15 protein-coding genes are annotated in these 14,542 nt (G+C 68.4%); 8 read left to right on the top strand and 7 right to left on the bottom strand.

The genetic code is table 11. The features are described 5' to 3' along the window. Positions 1-27 precede the first annotated feature (27 nt). On the top strand, positions 28-474 hold the full coding sequence (locus ACLJRM_RS19350; protein ID WP_410663833.1) for a winged helix-turn-helix transcriptional regulator: 447 nt from the start codon (positions 28-30) through the stop codon (positions 472-474). 43 nt (positions 475-517) lie between these two features. Here the strand turns inward: ACLJRM_RS19350 and ACLJRM_RS19345 are convergent, their stop codons facing one another. Together ACLJRM_RS19345 and ACLJRM_RS19340 are read right to left on the bottom strand one after the other, a co-directional pair. Next, entirely contained in the window at positions 518-1,093 is a 576-nt protein-coding gene (locus ACLJRM_RS19345; protein WP_101607726.1) for a DUF2867 domain-containing protein, read from the bottom strand. Continuing rightward, entirely contained in the window at positions 1,090-1,374 is a 285-nt protein-coding gene (locus ACLJRM_RS19340) for an antibiotic biosynthesis monooxygenase family protein (protein ID WP_101607727.1), read from the bottom strand. The genes ACLJRM_RS19345 and ACLJRM_RS19340 overlap by 4 nt, the downstream gene beginning before the upstream one ends. 91 nt (positions 1,375-1,465) lie before the next feature. On the opposite strand from ACLJRM_RS19340, the gene ACLJRM_RS19335 reads away from it, so the two are divergent. Then, positions 1,466-2,029, top strand: a complete 564-nt coding sequence (locus ACLJRM_RS19335) for a TetR/AcrR family transcriptional regulator (protein WP_101607728.1) — start codon at positions 1,466-1,468, stop codon at positions 2,027-2,029. 48 nt (positions 2,030-2,077) lie between these two features. On the opposite strand, the gene ACLJRM_RS19330 is transcribed toward ACLJRM_RS19335, so the two are convergent. Genes ACLJRM_RS19330 through ACLJRM_RS19320 form a run of 3 tightly spaced genes read right to left on the bottom strand, consistent with a single transcriptional unit; the run spans position 2,078 to position 3,806 of the window. Beyond that, the gene (locus ACLJRM_RS19330; protein ID WP_168214319.1) at positions 2,078-2,224 is read right to left on the bottom strand and encodes a hypothetical protein; all 147 of its coding nucleotides are present in this window, start codon (positions 2,222-2,224) and stop codon (positions 2,078-2,080) included. Continuing rightward, positions 2,221-3,444 (bottom strand): hypothetical protein, encoded by a 1,224-nt coding sequence (locus ACLJRM_RS19325; RefSeq protein WP_410663832.1) that lies wholly within the window; start codon positions 3,442-3,444, stop codon positions 2,221-2,223. Before ACLJRM_RS19325 ends, ACLJRM_RS19330 begins: the two co-directional genes overlap by 4 nt. Then, positions 3,441-3,806, bottom strand: a complete 366-nt coding sequence (locus tag ACLJRM_RS19320; RefSeq protein ID WP_410663831.1) for a hypothetical protein — start codon at positions 3,804-3,806, stop codon at positions 3,441-3,443. Before ACLJRM_RS19320 ends, ACLJRM_RS19325 begins: the two co-directional genes overlap by 4 nt. A gap of 106 nt (positions 3,807-3,912) precedes the next feature. Here ACLJRM_RS19320 and ACLJRM_RS19315 point away from each other — a divergent pair, with 106 nt between their 5' ends. From ACLJRM_RS19315 to mptB, 6 genes are all read left to right on the top strand, one after another. Next, positions 3,913-5,709, top strand: a complete 1,797-nt coding sequence (locus tag ACLJRM_RS19315) for a hypothetical protein (RefSeq protein WP_101607731.1) — start codon at positions 3,913-3,915, stop codon at positions 5,707-5,709. A 360-nt stretch (positions 5,710-6,069) separates the two neighbouring features. After that, on the top strand, positions 6,070-7,857 hold the full coding sequence (locus ACLJRM_RS19310) for an ABC transporter substrate-binding protein (protein WP_101607732.1): 1,788 nt from the start codon (positions 6,070-6,072) through the stop codon (positions 7,855-7,857). A 9-nt stretch (positions 7,858-7,866) separates the two neighbouring features. Beyond that, complete coding sequence (locus ACLJRM_RS19305) at positions 7,867-8,898, top strand: ABC transporter permease (protein ID WP_101607733.1); 1,032 nt, start codon at positions 7,867-7,869, stop codon at positions 8,896-8,898. Further along, on the top strand, positions 8,895-9,800 hold the full coding sequence (locus ACLJRM_RS19300) for an ABC transporter permease (RefSeq protein ID WP_410663830.1): 906 nt from the start codon (positions 8,895-8,897) through the stop codon (positions 9,798-9,800). The genes ACLJRM_RS19305 and ACLJRM_RS19300 overlap by 4 nt, the downstream gene beginning before the upstream one ends. Further along, complete coding sequence (nikE, locus tag ACLJRM_RS19295; protein WP_410663829.1) at positions 9,797-11,446, top strand: nickel ABC transporter ATP-binding protein NikE; 1,650 nt, start codon at positions 9,797-9,799, stop codon at positions 11,444-11,446. Before ACLJRM_RS19300 ends, nikE begins: the two co-directional genes overlap by 4 nt. 83 nt (positions 11,447-11,529) lie before the next feature. Then, positions 11,530-13,089: a polyprenol phosphomannose-dependent alpha 1,6 mannosyltransferase MptB gene (gene mptB / locus ACLJRM_RS19290; protein ID WP_101607736.1), complete on the top strand. Its 1,560-nt coding sequence runs from the start codon at positions 11,530-11,532 to the stop codon at positions 13,087-13,089. 384 nt (positions 13,090-13,473) lie between these two features. Here mptB and ACLJRM_RS19285 read toward each other — a convergent pair whose 3' ends face one another. Beyond that, the gene (locus ACLJRM_RS19285) at positions 13,474-13,890 is read right to left on the bottom strand and encodes a TIGR03668 family PPOX class F420-dependent oxidoreductase (RefSeq protein WP_101607737.1); all 417 of its coding nucleotides are present in this window, start codon (positions 13,888-13,890) and stop codon (positions 13,474-13,476) included. A 14-nt stretch (positions 13,891-13,904) separates the two neighbouring features. Then, on the bottom strand, positions 13,905-14,531 hold the full coding sequence (locus ACLJRM_RS19280) for a class I SAM-dependent methyltransferase (RefSeq protein ID WP_101607738.1): 627 nt from the start codon (positions 14,529-14,531) through the stop codon (positions 13,905-13,907). Positions 14,532-14,542 lie beyond the last annotated feature (11 nt).

The following is a 14,542-nucleotide window of genomic DNA, read 5'->3' as shown; positions in this document are numbered from 1 at the left end:
AAGACTCACTGGGTTTACGCTGGTCGTATGACCGAAGGACCGAGGGACTGCTCGATCGCCAACGCGATGGAGGTGATCGGGGAGCGCTGGAGCCTGCTCGCGCTGCGCGAGGTGTTCTTCGGGGCGCGGCGGTTCGACCAGATCGTCCGCAACACCGGCGCGAGCCGGGACATCCTGACCGCGCGGCTGCGCAAGCTCGTCGAGGCGGGAATCCTCGAGAAACGGTTGTACGAGGAGCATCCGCCGCGGTACGAGTACGTGCTCACCAAGGCCGGGCACGCGCTCAACCACGTGCTGCTGAACCTCATGGCTTGGGGCGACGAGTACGTCACGGACGGGCCACCGCCGACGGTGTGGCGTCATTCGTGCGGCGAGGACCTCGCGCCGGAGACGGTGTGCGCGCACTGCCGCGAACCGGTGCGGGAGAAGGACATGACGCTGGTGCGGAGCAGCCGGCGCGTTCGCGGCTCGTGAGTGGCAGGGGCGGTTAGAACCGTCCCTGCCACTCACGAGGGCTTTAGTGGGACTTCCACTCCTGTTCGATCATCCGCATGAGCGCGGGGTAGACGAACAGGTACCGGAAGGGCTTGATGAACCCCATGTACGCCCGGCCGAACCGGCCGTTGGGCTTGACGAGCACCGCCATCTGACCGCGATATCGCCCCGGCTCGTCCTCGATCCACGCGAGATGCAGGACGCCGTGCATGGTCCGGTTCGCCATCTCGGCGGCGAACTCGTCGTCGAGCCGGTACAGCGGCGTGAACGGCAGCCAGTCCTCATCCGGTCCTGTGGGTGTGTCCCGCAGGCCTTCGGGCAGCCTGTCGCGCAGCGACCCGACCCGGGAATCGAGACCGGAGTCGCGGTCGTCCAGCCGGAGCAGTGCGCCGAGTTTCCAGCGCAGCGACCACAGCGCGCGGACGACGAGCGGTGCCCCGTCCGGGAAATCGCCCGACGAGAACTGCTTCACCAGCTTGGCGAAGTCGTCAGGACCACCGGGTGTTTCCAGCGCCCAGACGTCTTCGAGGTCGAAGTCCCCGGCGACCTCGTGGATCCGCCAAGCCCGCGTCGTGTGGGCCGTGTTGGCGAGCTTCATGCCGACACCAGTTGGACGATCTCGCGCGGGCGGACTTCGCGGTCGTCGAAGGCGACGTCCACGTCCGCGGATCCCAGGGCTTGCATCGAAGCCGCCTGTGCCGCTTCGGATTCCCAGCGCACGATCGACACCACGGCGTCGCCGGCGGGCGTGACCCAGCATTCGGCGGCGAGACAGCCCGGAGTGGAGCGCAAGACGTCGGCCACTCGCTGGACGCGCGAGACGAAAGCGTCGTGATGGTCGGTGTGCGGGTAGTGCGTGGCCACGAATCCGACAGTCATGTCGTTGTTCCTCCCAGTGAACTCCGCCATCTATACGGTAGCGTATATATCGTCGTCGTGGTGCGGGAGTGACGGGGGATACGGTGATCACATGGCCGCCGAAACCCGGACCCCGCCGAGCGCCTGGATCGACGCGGGGCTGCTCGCCCTAGCCACCGGAGGACCCGACGCGGTCCGCGTCGAGGCGCTCGCGAAAGCGCTCGGCGTCACCAAAGGCGGGTTCTACGGCCATTTCGCCGATCGCGGCGCGCTGATCGAGGAAATGCTCGCCACCTGGGAGCGGATGAGTACCGGCCTGCTGTTCGAGAGCGTGGAGCGCGAGGGCGGCGACGCCAGGGCGAAGATCCGGCGCGCGGGCCTGCTCGCCAGTGATCGCCTGCTGCCGATCGACCTCGCGATCCGTGACTGGGCCAGGCGTGACCCGGAGGTGGCCGATCGGCTCCGGCGGGTCGACAACCAGCGGATGGACTACCTGCGGTCCCTCATGCGCGAGATCTTCACCGACGAGGACGAGGTCGAAGCCCGCTGCCTGCTCGCGTTCTCGTTGCTGATCGGCAAACACTTCATGGCCGCGGACCACGGCGCTCGCAGCCGCGACGAAGTCACGGAATTGGCGGGGAAGCTCATTCTCGGCGGGCTCGGTCATGACGGCTGAGGTGGGCCACCGGCTCCTGGCCTGCCTTCGTCCCGGTCGTATGAAGAGCTAGTCGTCGTCCTCTTCGGGTGTCGTCGGGACCTGCTTGCGCGCGACGTAGATGAGCAGCCCGATGATCACCACGGGGCCGACGAAGATGAGGATCTCGTCCCAGCCGCCCTGGTGCATCATCATCACCCGCGCCGCGAGGGTCATGAGCCGGAGACCAGAGCGATCCCGAGCGCGGTGTAGCCGATCATCAGCGCCAGCATGGGGTACTGGCCCACCTTGACGTAGTTCGCGCGCAGCACGCCGACGGAACGATCATGTGCCGAGGTTACGGCCAGCACGTGCCCGGCGACGATCCCGGCGATCTGCACCAGCGCGATCACGCCGGTCGAGACGACCGTGTAGTCGATCGCGCGGCCGAAGCCCTGCTGGCCGGAGAACACCGCGAACGAGAAGTAATGCGCGACGGTGTAACCGACCATGATCGGGATCAACGACGGCGCGAACGCGGGGTACGGGTCGAACCCGCGTCGCAGATACGGCCTGGTCAGGCTGATGGCGCCCGCGTAGGCGCCGTAAGTGAGCGCGATACAGGCCGCGAGCCCCGCGGTGCCACCGAGGACGCCGGCGTCCAGCGACGTCCAGAAGGGGAGCCGGGTCAGTCCGTCGAACGCCGTCGAGCCGAGCACCACCAGTACCAGCGCGGTCAGCCACGGCGCGGGGGAGATGGTGAGCAGCCCGTCCAGCGGATTCCTGACCACGAGACGCCCGTCGCCGCGCCTGCCGATCGGGGAGAGGGCCGCGATCAGGCGCGCGTAGACCTCGAACGCGTCGCCGCGGTCGAACCAGCGCGGACCGAAGACCACCCCGAGCGCGATGTGTATAACGGCATACACGGCGCAGAAAAGAGCGATCGCACGGGGCGAATCCGAGTGCGGGAAGACCAGTTCCAGCCAAAGAAACGCGAGGAGGCCGACGATCGCGGGCAGGTAGCCCAGCCGGTCCGGGAGTTCGCGATGCCGGGCGGGGATCAGCGACGCGACCGTCCTCAGTGGATTCAGCCGTCGCCAGACCGGGCCGAACAGGAGCGAAAGCGGTACCAGGCCGACCCAGAACCAGACGTAGAACCACGCCGGAGCCGGGTTGTCGGCCGAAGTCCCGGGACCGGCCCAGGCCATCGCCAGGAACCCCGCGAACAGCAGGACGCCGATCGTGCGCAGCGCGACCCGCGTGAACCCGCTGTCGACGAACCGTTGCACGGCGAGGGGGAGCGCGCGACCGGCGTCCGCGCCGCGGAGCTTGGGCTCCTTCCAGAGCGCGGTGAGCGCGAAGAAGGAGATCACGACGGCCGCCGCCCCCGCGTAGAGCGCGAGCCACAGCGGGACCGGCAGATCGGACCGGCCGCCGAGACCGTGCGCCAGGATCATCCGCTCACCCGGAGCTTGGTCACCGCCGCGCCGCTCTTGTGCAGTTCCACCTCGAAGATCCCGTCGATGTTCGCGGTGAAGGCGACGGTCCCCGGCACCCCGGGAGCCAGCTGGGCGGCCTTGTCGTAGCCGTGGACGTGCAGTTCGTCCGCCTGATCGGAGGTGACCTCCAGTGCGAGGTTCTCGCCGGTGCGCACCGCGACCTCTTCCGGGCCCGCCGTGCGCTTGCCCTCGGTGATCGAGAACTTCACGGTCCGGGTGCCGGTGCCGGGCGCCGGTTCGGAACCGGCCGATCCCGAACAGCCCGTCACAGCCAGCAGCGCGGCCACGGTGATCCCGCAGATCCCGCCGATCCTCCGCATCGAGGTTCCTCCAAGTCGTACGCCCCGGCTTGCCTGGCCGGGACCTTGCCCCTATCGTGTTACTCCAAGGTAACAGTTACTCAGGTTAGCAGGAAGGCGAACAACGGTGTTCTTGGCTCAGGAGAGCCCGCCTGCGGGCGGTGCGCAATTCGGGCAGATCGTCATCGCGGGCCTGATGTTCACCGCGGTCTTCCTGCCTCTGGCTGTTTTCGTCCTCCGTGAGCGCGCGGGAAAGAAGACCGTCATCGGTCGCGTCGCCGACTGGATGGGTGACTTCAGCGGTCTGCCGCGCTGGGCCGCGCTGCCGATGTTCGTCGCCTTCCTCTCGGGGATGTCGGCGCTGATCGGCGTCTACTGGGACGTGCCGATCCACATGGAACTCGGCCGCGACGAAGGCCCGCTCGCGAACCCGTCGCACTACCCGATCTACTTCGGACTGATGGGCATCTTCGCCAGCGGCGTGCTCAGCGCGACCCTGGCGACGAAGAACCTGCCCAAGCGCACGTTCAAGATCGGCCCGCACTGGCGGGCGCCGATGGGCTCCATCCAGATGATGGCGACCGGTCTGGTCGGCATCGCCGGATTCCCGCTCGACGACGTCTGGCACCGGCTCTTCGGCCAGGACGTCACCGAATGGGGACCGACGCACGTCCTGATGATCGGCGGCGGCGTCTGCGTCGTGCTGGGCCTGCAGTTGCTGCTCGGCGAGGCCCGTCAGGCCGGTGCGTCCGGGCCGATCGTGCGGCTGCTCGGCCCGGTGCTCGCCGGTGCCTGGATGATGGGTGCTTCGGCGTTCCTCATGGAGTTCGACCTCGGCGTCCCGCAGTTCCCGATGCTCTCCCAGGTGGTGCTCGTCGGCCTGATCGGCGCCTGGACGCTGACCTACGGACGGTTGTCCTGGGGCCCCGGCGGTGCGCTGATCGTCGTCGCGGTCTTCCTCGCCTCCCGTGCTTCCTTCACGGTCATCCCGCTGTTCGCCGACCTGCACGTGGCCTCGCTGCTGCCGTACATCGCCGAAGCCGTGATCATCGAGGTCGTCGCACTGGCGATGCGGAACCGGCAGGGTTACTCGTTCGCCGCTGTCGCCGGTCTGCTCGTGGGGACGGCCGGGATGCTCGCCGAGGCGGCGTTCACCCACTGGCTGATGCCGAACCCGTGGCCGGTCGCCCATCTGCCGTTGTTCGTCCTGTTCGGGACCGGCGCGGCGCTCGCGGGCGCGTTCATCGGCGTCTGGCAGTACCAGCGGGTGGAGGAGACGGCGACCCAGGTGCCCGCGGCGGGGCCTCGGCACGCGATCGGGTTGGTCGGCGCGCTGGGCGCGGTCGTCCTGATGTCGTCGGTCGCCGTCCCGCAGGATCCGGAACCGGGATTCACCGCCGACGTCCGGCTGACCGAAGCCGCGGCCGGACAGCCGATCTCGAACCCGCACGGTGGTGGCACACCCCGATGGGTCGACGCGACCGTCACCCTCTCCCGGCCCGATCTGGCGGACGACGCGGTCTGGCTGAACGGCTTCGCCTGGCAGGGTGGCGATTTCTTCACCGCGCCGCTGGAAAAGATCGGTGACGGCGTCTACCGCACGGCGCAGCCGCTGCCGGTGTTCGGGCAGTGGAAGACCGGGATCCGCGTGCACGTCCCGAACCGGATGATGGGGCTCGCCCCGATCTACGCGCCCGCCGACCCGGCGGCGAACGCGCCGGCGATCGACGTGGCGTCCGGGCCGCGGGTGTTCATGTCCGAGATCGAGTTTCTGCAGCGGGAACGGAAGTCGGAAACGCCCGCCGTGCTGTGGACGGTCGCGTACGCGGTCGTCGGGCTCATCTTCGCCGGCATGTGGGCGCTGTTCGCGTGGCTCTACGCGGCCGCCGCCACCGCGCGGCGACGTGAGGTCTCGGTCGGCTGAAGCGAGTGCGGTCCGGCCCGGTCACGCGGTGTCACTTTGCTCGCGCTTCGCCGGTACGTATCGATTGAGCATCATCGCGCGCAAGCCTTTTGCAAGCACGCTTCCCTTGAATGCCCAGGACACTGCACGTGATCCCGCTTCACGCGCGGAATTGGTGACTCAACGCTACGTTCACTGAACGTAAAGTAGCTGTTGACCACGCGATGACGTCCGCCGTGCACGATCGGTATTGGCGAGTCATTGCGCGGTTACCGCGACATGTGGTTACTTTTCCGCTTCGGGGGTTGGGTCACAGCGAGTTTCGATGGGGTGGTCTTCGTGCGCACAGAGCGTTTTCCCAGGCGACGGCGCGGTCTTCGCGTGGTCGCGGTCCTCGCCGCTTCGGCGGTCGCGACGGTGCCTTTCGTGCCGGTCGCGGCGGCGCAGCAGCAGGGCAAGGTGTTACGGGTGGCGCTCACGACCGGGATCGACCACCTGAACCCCTTCACCGCCACGCTGTCGGCGGCGACACAGGTCGGCCGGTTCAACTACGAGTTCCTCACGCTGCCTTCGGCGGAGGACACCCAGCCCACCGGCGGGGTCGCGGAGTCGTGGAAGACCTCCGACGACAAGCTCACCTGGACCTTCACCATCCGCCAGGGCATGAAGTGGTCGGACGGCAAGCCGGTGACCGCGCAGGACCCGGCGTACACCTTCCAGCGGATGCTCGACGACGAGAACGCCCGCACCGCGAACGGCAGCTACGTCACCAACTTCGCGTCGGTGTCGGCTCCGGACGACAAGACGCTCGTCATCAAGACCAAGGCGCCGCAGTCGAGCATGACCTCGCTCGACGTCCCGATCGTGCCCAAGCACATCTGGGAGCCGATCAAGGACCTCAACGCCCCCTCGACCGACGAGATGGCCGTGGTCGGCGTCGGCAGCGGCCCGTACCTGCTGACCGAGTACAAGAAGAACGAGTTCGTGAAGTTCAAGGCGAACAAGGACTACTGGCGTGGCGCGCCGAAGGTCGACGAACTGCAGCTGCTGCAGTTCAAGGACGCCGAGGCGGCGGTGAACGCGCTCAAGCAGGGCGAGGTCGACGTCATCAACCGGCTCACGCCGACGCAGTTCGACGCGCTCAAGGGCGAGAAGAACATCACCACGAACAAGGCGCCGGGGCGCCGGTACAACGAGATCATCCTCAACTTCGGCGTGAAGAACGTCGCCGACCAGCCGATCGGTGACGGCAACCCGCTGCTGAAGGACATCCGCGTCCGCAAGGCGATCGCGCAGGCCATCGACACCCAGGCGATCGTCGACCGGGTGATGAGCGGCTACGGCCAGCCCGGAACCGGCGTCGTGCCCGCGATCTACAAGGCATACACCTGGTCCCCGGGTGACGCCGAGAAGACCAAGTTCGACATCGGCGCCGCGAACGCCACGCTCGACCAGGCAGGGTTCGCCAAGGGACCCGACGGCATCCGCGTCGGCCCCGGTGGGGCGAAGCTGGAGTTCCGGCTCGCCGGCCACGCGAACCGCCCGTTCGACCAGCGGACCGCGCAGTTCGTCTCCGGCTGGCTCAAGGACGCCGGCATCGGCGTCAAGCAGGAACTCGTTTCCGACGACGAGCTGAACGACCGCACCACCGCGGGCAACTACGACCTCGCGATCTCCGGTTACGGCACTTCGCCCGACCCGGACTACGCGCTGTCACTCAACACCTGCGCCGCCCGCCCGAACGCCGAAGGCAACGGCGGCAGCAGCGCGACCTTCTTCTGCGACCCGCAGTTCGAAGACCTGTACAAGAAGCAGCTGACCGAGTTCGACCCGGCCAAGCGCGCCGAGATCGTCAAGCAGGCCCAGGCCGTGCTGGCGAACCAGTACGTCGACGTCGTCCTGGACTACGACAACGTGCTCGAGGCCTACCGCTCGGACAAGTTCGCCTCGTTCGCCAAGCAGCCGCAGCCCGACGGCGCGATCCTCGAGCAGACCGGTTACTGGGGCGTCTACGGCGCGACCCCGGCCGACGCGGCCGCGGCGAGCTCCGAGGACGGTGGCAGCAACACCGGACTGTGGATCGGCATCGGCGCGGTCGTGCTCGTGGTGCTCGTCGGCGGCGGAGTGCTGCTCGGACGGCGCGGCAAGTCCGCCGACGACCGGGAGTAAAGGACAGCGTTGACCGAGGCACTCAGTTCTCTCGACCAGACCTCGGCGCTCGTCGACCCCGACGAGCGCCGAGGGGGGACCGGCACCACCCGGTTCGTTCTCTCCAAGATCGGCGGCGCGCTGGCGAGCCTCGCGCTCGTCGTCGTGCTCGGCTTCTTCCTGTTCCGGACCCTGCCCGGCGATCCCGTCCGGTTCATGGTCCGCGACCGGCCGACCGACGCGAAGATGATCGCGGAGCTGCGGGAGCGGATGGGCGTGGACAAGCCGCTGCTCCAGCAGTTCTGGGACTACGTCGTCGCGCTGCTCCAGGGCGACATGGGCGGCTCGTACCTGCAGCAGCGCCCGGTCGCCGACATGATCGGCGAGCGGTTGTGGCCGACGATCCTGCTCGTCGGCAGCGCGACCGTGCTGGCGATCGCCCTCGGCCTGTGGCTCGGCATCCGTGCGGGCTGGCGCCGGGGGAGCAGGTTCGACAAGGTCCAAACAGGACTCGCGCTGACCCTGTGGTCGGTCCCGCAGTTCTGGCTCGGGCTCATCCTGCTGGTCTCCACCAACGGCCTGTTCCCGAGCCGGGGCATGCATTCCCCGGACGTGGAGCCGGGTTTCTTCAGCGAAGGGCTCGACGTCCTCCACCATCTCGTGCTGCCGTGCGTGACCTTGCTGGTGGTGTTCTACGCCCAGTACATGCTGGTCATGCGGTCGTCGCTGATCGGCGAGATGAATTCGGACTACCTCACCACCGCACGGGCCAAGGGGCTCCGGGACGACCTGGTGCGCAAGCGGCACGCCGTTCCCAACGCCCTGCTCCCGACGGTGACGCTGGTCTTCATGCAGTTCGGCATGGTGGTCTCGGGCGCTGTCTCGGTCGAGGCCGTGTTCAGCTGGCCGGGCCTCGGGCAATTGCTCTACGAAGCTCTCCGCGGACCTGACCTGCCTGTCCTGCAGGGGGTCTTCGTCGTCCTCGCCGGCGCGGTGGTGCTGATGAACCTGCTCGCGGAGTTGCTCTACCGCGTGCTCGACCCCAGGGTGCGGACGGCATGACCACAGCGGAAAAACCCGGCTCGATCGTCTGGCGCCGCCGTCGCGCGGCCGTGGCGAAGCACTGGCACGAGTTCACCACGAACAAGGCGGGCGTCTTCGGCCTGGCCTTCCTCGGCGTCATCACGGTGCTGGCCATCCTCGCCCCGGTGATCTCGGACGAGTCCGGGCTCGACGTCACCAAGGCCACCGGCGGTTCACTGAACCCGCCCAGCGGGGAGTACTGGCTGGGCACCGAGATCGACGGCCGCTCGGTGCTGCTGATGACGTTCTGGGGCGCGCGGATCTCGCTGCTCACCGGCTTCTCGGCGGCGCTGCTCTCGGTACTGATCGGCACGGTCGTCGGGATCGCGGCCGCGCACTTCCGCGGCTGGTCGTCCGGGCTGCTGCTGCGGTTCACCGACTTCTTCCTGGTGCTGCCGTCGCTCGTGCTCGCGGTGGCGCTGGCGTCGGTGCTGGACCAGGGCGCGATGACGGTGATCGTCGCCATCGGTGTCACCGCCTGGCCGAGCACCGCGCGGCTGGTCCGGGCACAGACCCTCACCATCGAGGGCCGTCCGTACATCGAGCGCGCGAAGGCGCTCGGCGGCGGTCACCTGCACATCATCGGCAAGCACGTCCTGCCCGGTGTCATGCCGCTCGTGCTGGCCAACACCACGCTCGTCGTCGGGAACGCGGTCATCGCGGACGCGACGCTGGCCTTCCTCGGTGTCGGCAATCCGAACACCATCTCCTGGGGCACCATGCTGCAGACGGCGTTGAACAACGGCGCGATCAGCAAGGGCGCCTGGTGGAACCTGCTGCCGCCGGGTATCGCGATCGTCGTGATCGTCCTCGCTTTCACTCTCGTCGGACGTGCGCTGGAAACCGTGCTGAACCCGCGCCTGAAGGGACAGCGCTCATGAGCCCCTTGCTGGAACTGAAGAACCTCGGCGTCACCTACACCACCGGGAGCGGCGAGATCGCCGCCGTCCGTGGCGTAGACCTGGTGCTCGAAGCCGGCGACACCCTCGGGGTGGCGGGGGAGTCGGGGTCGGGGAAGTCGACGGTCGCGATGAGCGTGCTCAGGCTGCTCCCGAATTCGGCGAAGGTCAGCGGCGAAATCCTGCTGGACGGCGAAGACGTCACGACGATGAAGTGGGGGCGGCTGCGCGCGGTGCGCTGGGCCGAGGCGTCGGTGGTGTTCCAGGGCGCGATGCACGCGCTCAACCCGGTCCGCCGGATCGGGGAGCAGATCGCCGAGCCGATCCGCCTGCACCCGCCCGAGGGCAAGGCCCTGTCGGACGCCGCCGTCCAGGCCAAGGTGGCGGAACTGCTCGAACAGGTCGATCTGCCGCCCGGCCGGGCCGGGGCGTACCCGCACGAACTGTCCGGCGGGCAGAAGCAGCGCGTCATGATCGCGATGGCGCTGGCCTGTTCGCCGCGGCTGATCATCGCGGACGAGCCGACCACCGCACTCGACGTCGTCGTCCAGGCCCAGGTGCTCGACCTGCTGGGCAGACTGGTCGCCGAGCAGGGAATCGGGCTGATCATGATCAGCCACGACCTGTCGGTGCTCGCCGCGACCTGCCGCCGGATCGCGGTGATGTACGACGGCGAGATCGTCGAGGAACGGCCGAGCGCGGAGCTGATGAGCGCGCCGCGTCACGAGCACAGCAAGGCGCTCGCGGCCGCGTTCCCGACCGTCGGTGACCCGGTGTCCCGGTTCGCGCCCGCCACCAGCACCCCGTTGCCGCCGGAACCGGACCGCTCCGGTGAGCAGCCCGCGCTGCTGGAGGCCGAAAACCTGCGCGTCAGCTTCCGCGACCGCACCGGCAAGCGGATCAACGCCGTCGCCGGGGTGACCCTCCAGGTGCGGAAGGACGAGATCGTCGCGCTCGTCGGCCAGTCCGGTTCGGGTAAGACGACGCTCGCCAGGACGCTGCTCGGGCTGCAGAAACCCGATTCCGGCGCGGTGCGGTACGACGGCAAGCCGGTCCCGCTCGGCGGTGCCGGGCTCAAGGCGTACCGGCGGCAGGTCCAGCTGGTCCTGCAGGATCCGACCAGCGCGCTGAACCCGAACCACACGGTGTACGAGGCCGTCGCGGAAGGCCCCCGCATTCACGGCATGGGCGCGAACGAGCACGAGATCGTCACCAAGGCGCTCGAAGCGGCGGAACTGCGGCCCGCGGAGAAGTTCCTCGACCGGCTCCCGCACGAACTGTCGGGCGGGCAGCGGCAGCGGGTCGTCATCGCGGGCGCGCTCGCGCTGGACCCCGGCGTGGTCGTGGCCGACGAGCCGGTGGCGTCGCTCGACGCGTCGGTGCGGGGGGAGATCCTCGCGCTGCTGCTGCGCCTGCGACGTGAGCTGGGTCTCGCCGGGCTCGTGATCACCCACGACCTCGGGCTGGCCTGGAACATCGCCGACCGCGTCGCGGTGATGTACCGCGGTGAGCTGGTGGAGGTCGGTACCGTGGAAGAGGTCCTGCTGGACCCCAAACACGACTACACGAAATCGCTGCTCGCCGCGCTTCCCGGTGGCACCGCCCAGCGAGCGGCGGCCGACCGCTGAGCGACGGAATTCCCGTGCCCGACGCGGAAGATACCCATTGCCGCGCACTCGCACAGGCGCGGTGTGTAACCTCCAATCTCGAAATGGCGACCACGACAGACACCCCGCAGACGCCCTCGGCCGGTTCGCTCGGCGAGCGGCTCCGGGTGCCATCCCGGTTCCCGTACCGCACGATCGCGATGGGAACCATCGGCAGCACGCTGCTGATGCTGGCCGCGCTCGGCGCCGGGGGCATCCTCATCCGTGACCCGGTCCTGGGCCACGGACCGTTGTCGTGGATCCGCTACGGCCACGGCCGCATGCTGGCCAACGCGATGCTCTACACGGGCTTCGCGCTGATCATCTGGGCCTGGGTCCGGCTGGGCCGCTACGCGCTCGCCGGCCGGATCGGCAGCCGTCCGATCGTGATCGCCGCGGCCTGCTGGATGGCGCCGCTCCTGGTCTCGCCGCCGCTGTTCACCCGCGACGTCTTCTCCTACCTCGCGCAGGGCGCGCAGCTGCTCAACGGGCTCGACCCGTACGCCAACGGCCCGGCCGAACTGACCGTGTTGCCGGACGTCGTGCAGAACGTCCACCCGCTGTGGCAGACCACCCCCGCGCCGTACGGTCCGCTGTTCCTGCTGTTCGCCAAGTGGATCGTCGCGGTCACCGGCAACGACATGATCGCCGGCGTCATCGCGACCCGCCTGGTGCTGATGATCGGCCTGGTCGGGATGCTGTGGTCGCTGCCGCGGCTGGTCAAGCACCTCGGCGGCAAGCTGCCGATCACCCTGTGGCTCGCGATCGCCAGCCCGATGACGGTGATCCACCTCGTCGGCGGACCGCACAACGACCTGCTGATGCTCGGCTTCCTCACCGTCGGCGTGCTGGCCGCGCTGGAACGCAAGCACGTCGTCGCGATCGTCCTGGTCACCATCGGCATGCTGATCAAGCCCACCGCGGCGTGGGCGCTGCCGTTCCTGGTCTGGGTCTGGGCGAACCATCTGCCCGGCGACCGGAAGGTGGTCAACTTCTTCCGCGCGGGCGCCGCGTCGGTCGGGATCTTCCTGCCGGTGTTCGTCGCCGGTACCTGGCTCTCGCTGGGCTCGGTCAACCTCGGCTGGCTGGGCGGCCTCAAGGCGCCGACGCTGATCGCGAACTGGATGAACTTCCCGACCGGGATCGGCGAGATCTTCTACTCGCTGGTGAACCTGGTGATCGACGTCGAGGTCTCGCCGTTCGTCACCGTGTTCCGGGCGATCGCGATGGTCGGCCTGTTCGTCTTCGCCGGCCGCCAATGGTGGCTGGCCCGCAACGGCGGCAACCCGGCGATCCACCGGATGGCGATCGTCCTGCTGGCCGGTGCGATCGTCCCGCCGCCCTCGCTGCCGTGGTACCTGACCTGGGGTTTCGTGGTCCTGTCCGCCTTCGAGTGGCGTCGGCGGAACCTCGCCGTCGTCGTCGCGGTCTCGGTGTTCGTGACGCTGGTGTACTACCCGACCGGCGAGCAGGCGCTGTACGACTGGTGGTTCATGGCGGGTGTCGTCGTCGCGAGCGTGTACGCGGCCGCCTCGCTGCTGCGGCCGGATCCGCTGGGGATCATCGCCGCTTGGCGGGGGAAGCCGGTGGAGCAGTTCCTGCCCGCCGAGGCCCCGCGTTCCTGACCCTGGAACTACGTGAAGGCCCCCTTCCTAGCGCTAGACGCAAGGAAGGGGGCCTTCATGTACTTGGGTGAGGGTTGGAGCGGGGGAGTTGGGTTCGCTTACTCGCTGACTCGGATGATCTGGTTCGTCGCCGCAGCCTTGATGTCCCCAATGTGGCATTGGAGACGCTCAGCGTCTCCAATGCCACATTGGGGACATTCCGTGGCCAAAGCAGCGCGCACGATCAACCGGAACCCGCTGGTCCGCGAAGTAGTGAAGGCCTCCTTGCCTACCTTGAGAGTAGGGAAGGGGTCCTTCACGGACTACCTCACCAAACCGTATAACGACCTATACGGCCGGGCGATCGGCATCGTGTTGCCGCAGAACGGCAACACGACAAAAACGCTAAGAGGCCCGCCACCCGCTCCAAGAGTGGACGAGTGTGCTCACCACGGCATGCGGAGGCGGCTGCGTCTCGTACTGCGGATACTTCTCCCGCAGCAACCGCGCGGGCAGCGCTTGCTCGTCGGGATCGGTCAGCACCCGGGCGACCCCGTCGGCCCGCGCCCACCAGAGTCCGGCCCAGTCCTCGTCGTAGTGGTCGGTCAGGAAGCTGACCGCGGGGTTCTCGGCGATGTTCTTCAGCCGCCGCAACGCCGTCGTGCTCTTCGGCTTGTGATCGATCGCGAAAGCGACCGAATCGCCTTCGACAACGAAGGTCACCGGCACCAGGTGGGGCACACCGTCCGAACCCGTCGTCGCCAGCCGCGCGATCCGCTCGCCCTCGAACCGTGACCTGGCTTCCGCAGGCGTCAATCGCATGCGGTCAACGGTACCTAGGCGGCGCGCCGCACGCGGAGCACGTTGTCCGACCGCGTTCCCTCCTGGCCCTCGGGGCCTGGGAAATCGCGCGTCACGACCTCCTTCAACTCCACGGTCCACTCGCTGTCGGCCAGCGCGAGCGCTTCGAGGACCTCGGCGGGTGTCGGGAAGTGGACGTCCTTGTGCGGCGGCTCTTCCAGCCACGTCGGCCAGCCCGCGTGGCCGACGACGATCAGCGTGCCGCCGGGAGCGACCGCCTCGGAGGCGCGGCGGAGTGCCTTGTCCCGTTCGTCGTCCACGGCGACGGGGGAGTGGAAGAACTGCGCGGAGACGAGGTCGAATTGTCCCTCCGGGAACGACTTCGCCAGGTCGTGACGCTCCCAGACGATGCCGTCGGCACCGGCTTCGGCCGCGTGCCCGGCGGCACGCTTCAGCGCGACGTCCGAGATGTCGACGGCGGTGACCCGCCATCCCTGTTGAGTGAGCCAGATCGCGTCGCCGCCTTCGCCGCAGCCGAGATCGAGCGCCGCTCCCGGCGCCAGCGCCGCGACCTCACGCACGAGGAGCGGGTTCGCCTTGCCGCTCCAGACCTGGTCCTTGTCCCGGTAGAAGTCTTCCCAGAACTGCTGTGTGGAATCCATGACCGAAAGAT

Origin of the sequence: Amycolatopsis sp. lyj-84 (assembly GCF_046549075.1) — a bacterium.
In the GTDB taxonomy this organism is placed as follows: domain Bacteria; phylum Actinomycetota; class Actinomycetes; order Mycobacteriales; family Pseudonocardiaceae; genus Amycolatopsis.
This window is presented reverse-complemented; position numbering and strand designations above follow the sequence as displayed.

Excerpts from the sequence above, each read along its gene's own strand:
- nikE (WP_410663829.1), top strand. The coding sequence starts at position 9,797 with ATGAGCCCCTTGCTGGAACTGAAGAACCTCGGCGTCACCTACACCACC.
- ACLJRM_RS19335 (WP_101607728.1), top strand. The coding sequence starts at position 1,466 with ATGGCCGCCGAAACCCGGACCCCGCCGAGCGCCTGGATCGACGCGGGG.
- ACLJRM_RS19350 (WP_410663833.1), top strand. The coding sequence starts at position 28 with ATGACCGAAGGACCGAGGGACTGCTCGATCGCCAACGCGATGGAGGTG.
- ACLJRM_RS19300 (WP_410663830.1), top strand. The coding sequence starts at position 8,895 with ATGACCACAGCGGAAAAACCCGGCTCGATCGTCTGGCGCCGCCGTCGC.
- ACLJRM_RS19280 (WP_101607738.1), bottom strand. The coding sequence starts at position 14,531 with ATGGATTCCACACAGCAGTTCTGGGAAGACTTCTACCGGGACAAGGAC.
- ACLJRM_RS19345 (WP_101607726.1), bottom strand. The coding sequence starts at position 1,093 with ATGAAGCTCGCCAACACGGCCCACACGACGCGGGCTTGGCGGATCCAC.
- mptB (WP_101607736.1), top strand. The coding sequence starts at position 11,530 with ATGGCGACCACGACAGACACCCCGCAGACGCCCTCGGCCGGTTCGCTC.
- ACLJRM_RS19330 (WP_168214319.1), bottom strand. The coding sequence starts at position 2,224 with ATGACCCTCGCGGCGCGGGTGATGATGATGCACCAGGGCGGCTGGGAC.
- ACLJRM_RS19325 (WP_410663832.1), bottom strand. The coding sequence starts at position 3,444 with ATGATCCTGGCGCACGGTCTCGGCGGCCGGTCCGATCTGCCGGTCCCG.
- ACLJRM_RS19320 (WP_410663831.1), bottom strand. The coding sequence starts at position 3,806 with ATGCGGAGGATCGGCGGGATCTGCGGGATCACCGTGGCCGCGCTGCTG.
- ACLJRM_RS19285 (WP_101607737.1), bottom strand. The coding sequence starts at position 13,890 with ATGCGATTGACGCCTGCGGAAGCCAGGTCACGGTTCGAGGGCGAGCGG.
- ACLJRM_RS19340 (WP_101607727.1), bottom strand. The coding sequence starts at position 1,374 with ATGACTGTCGGATTCGTGGCCACGCACTACCCGCACACCGACCATCAC.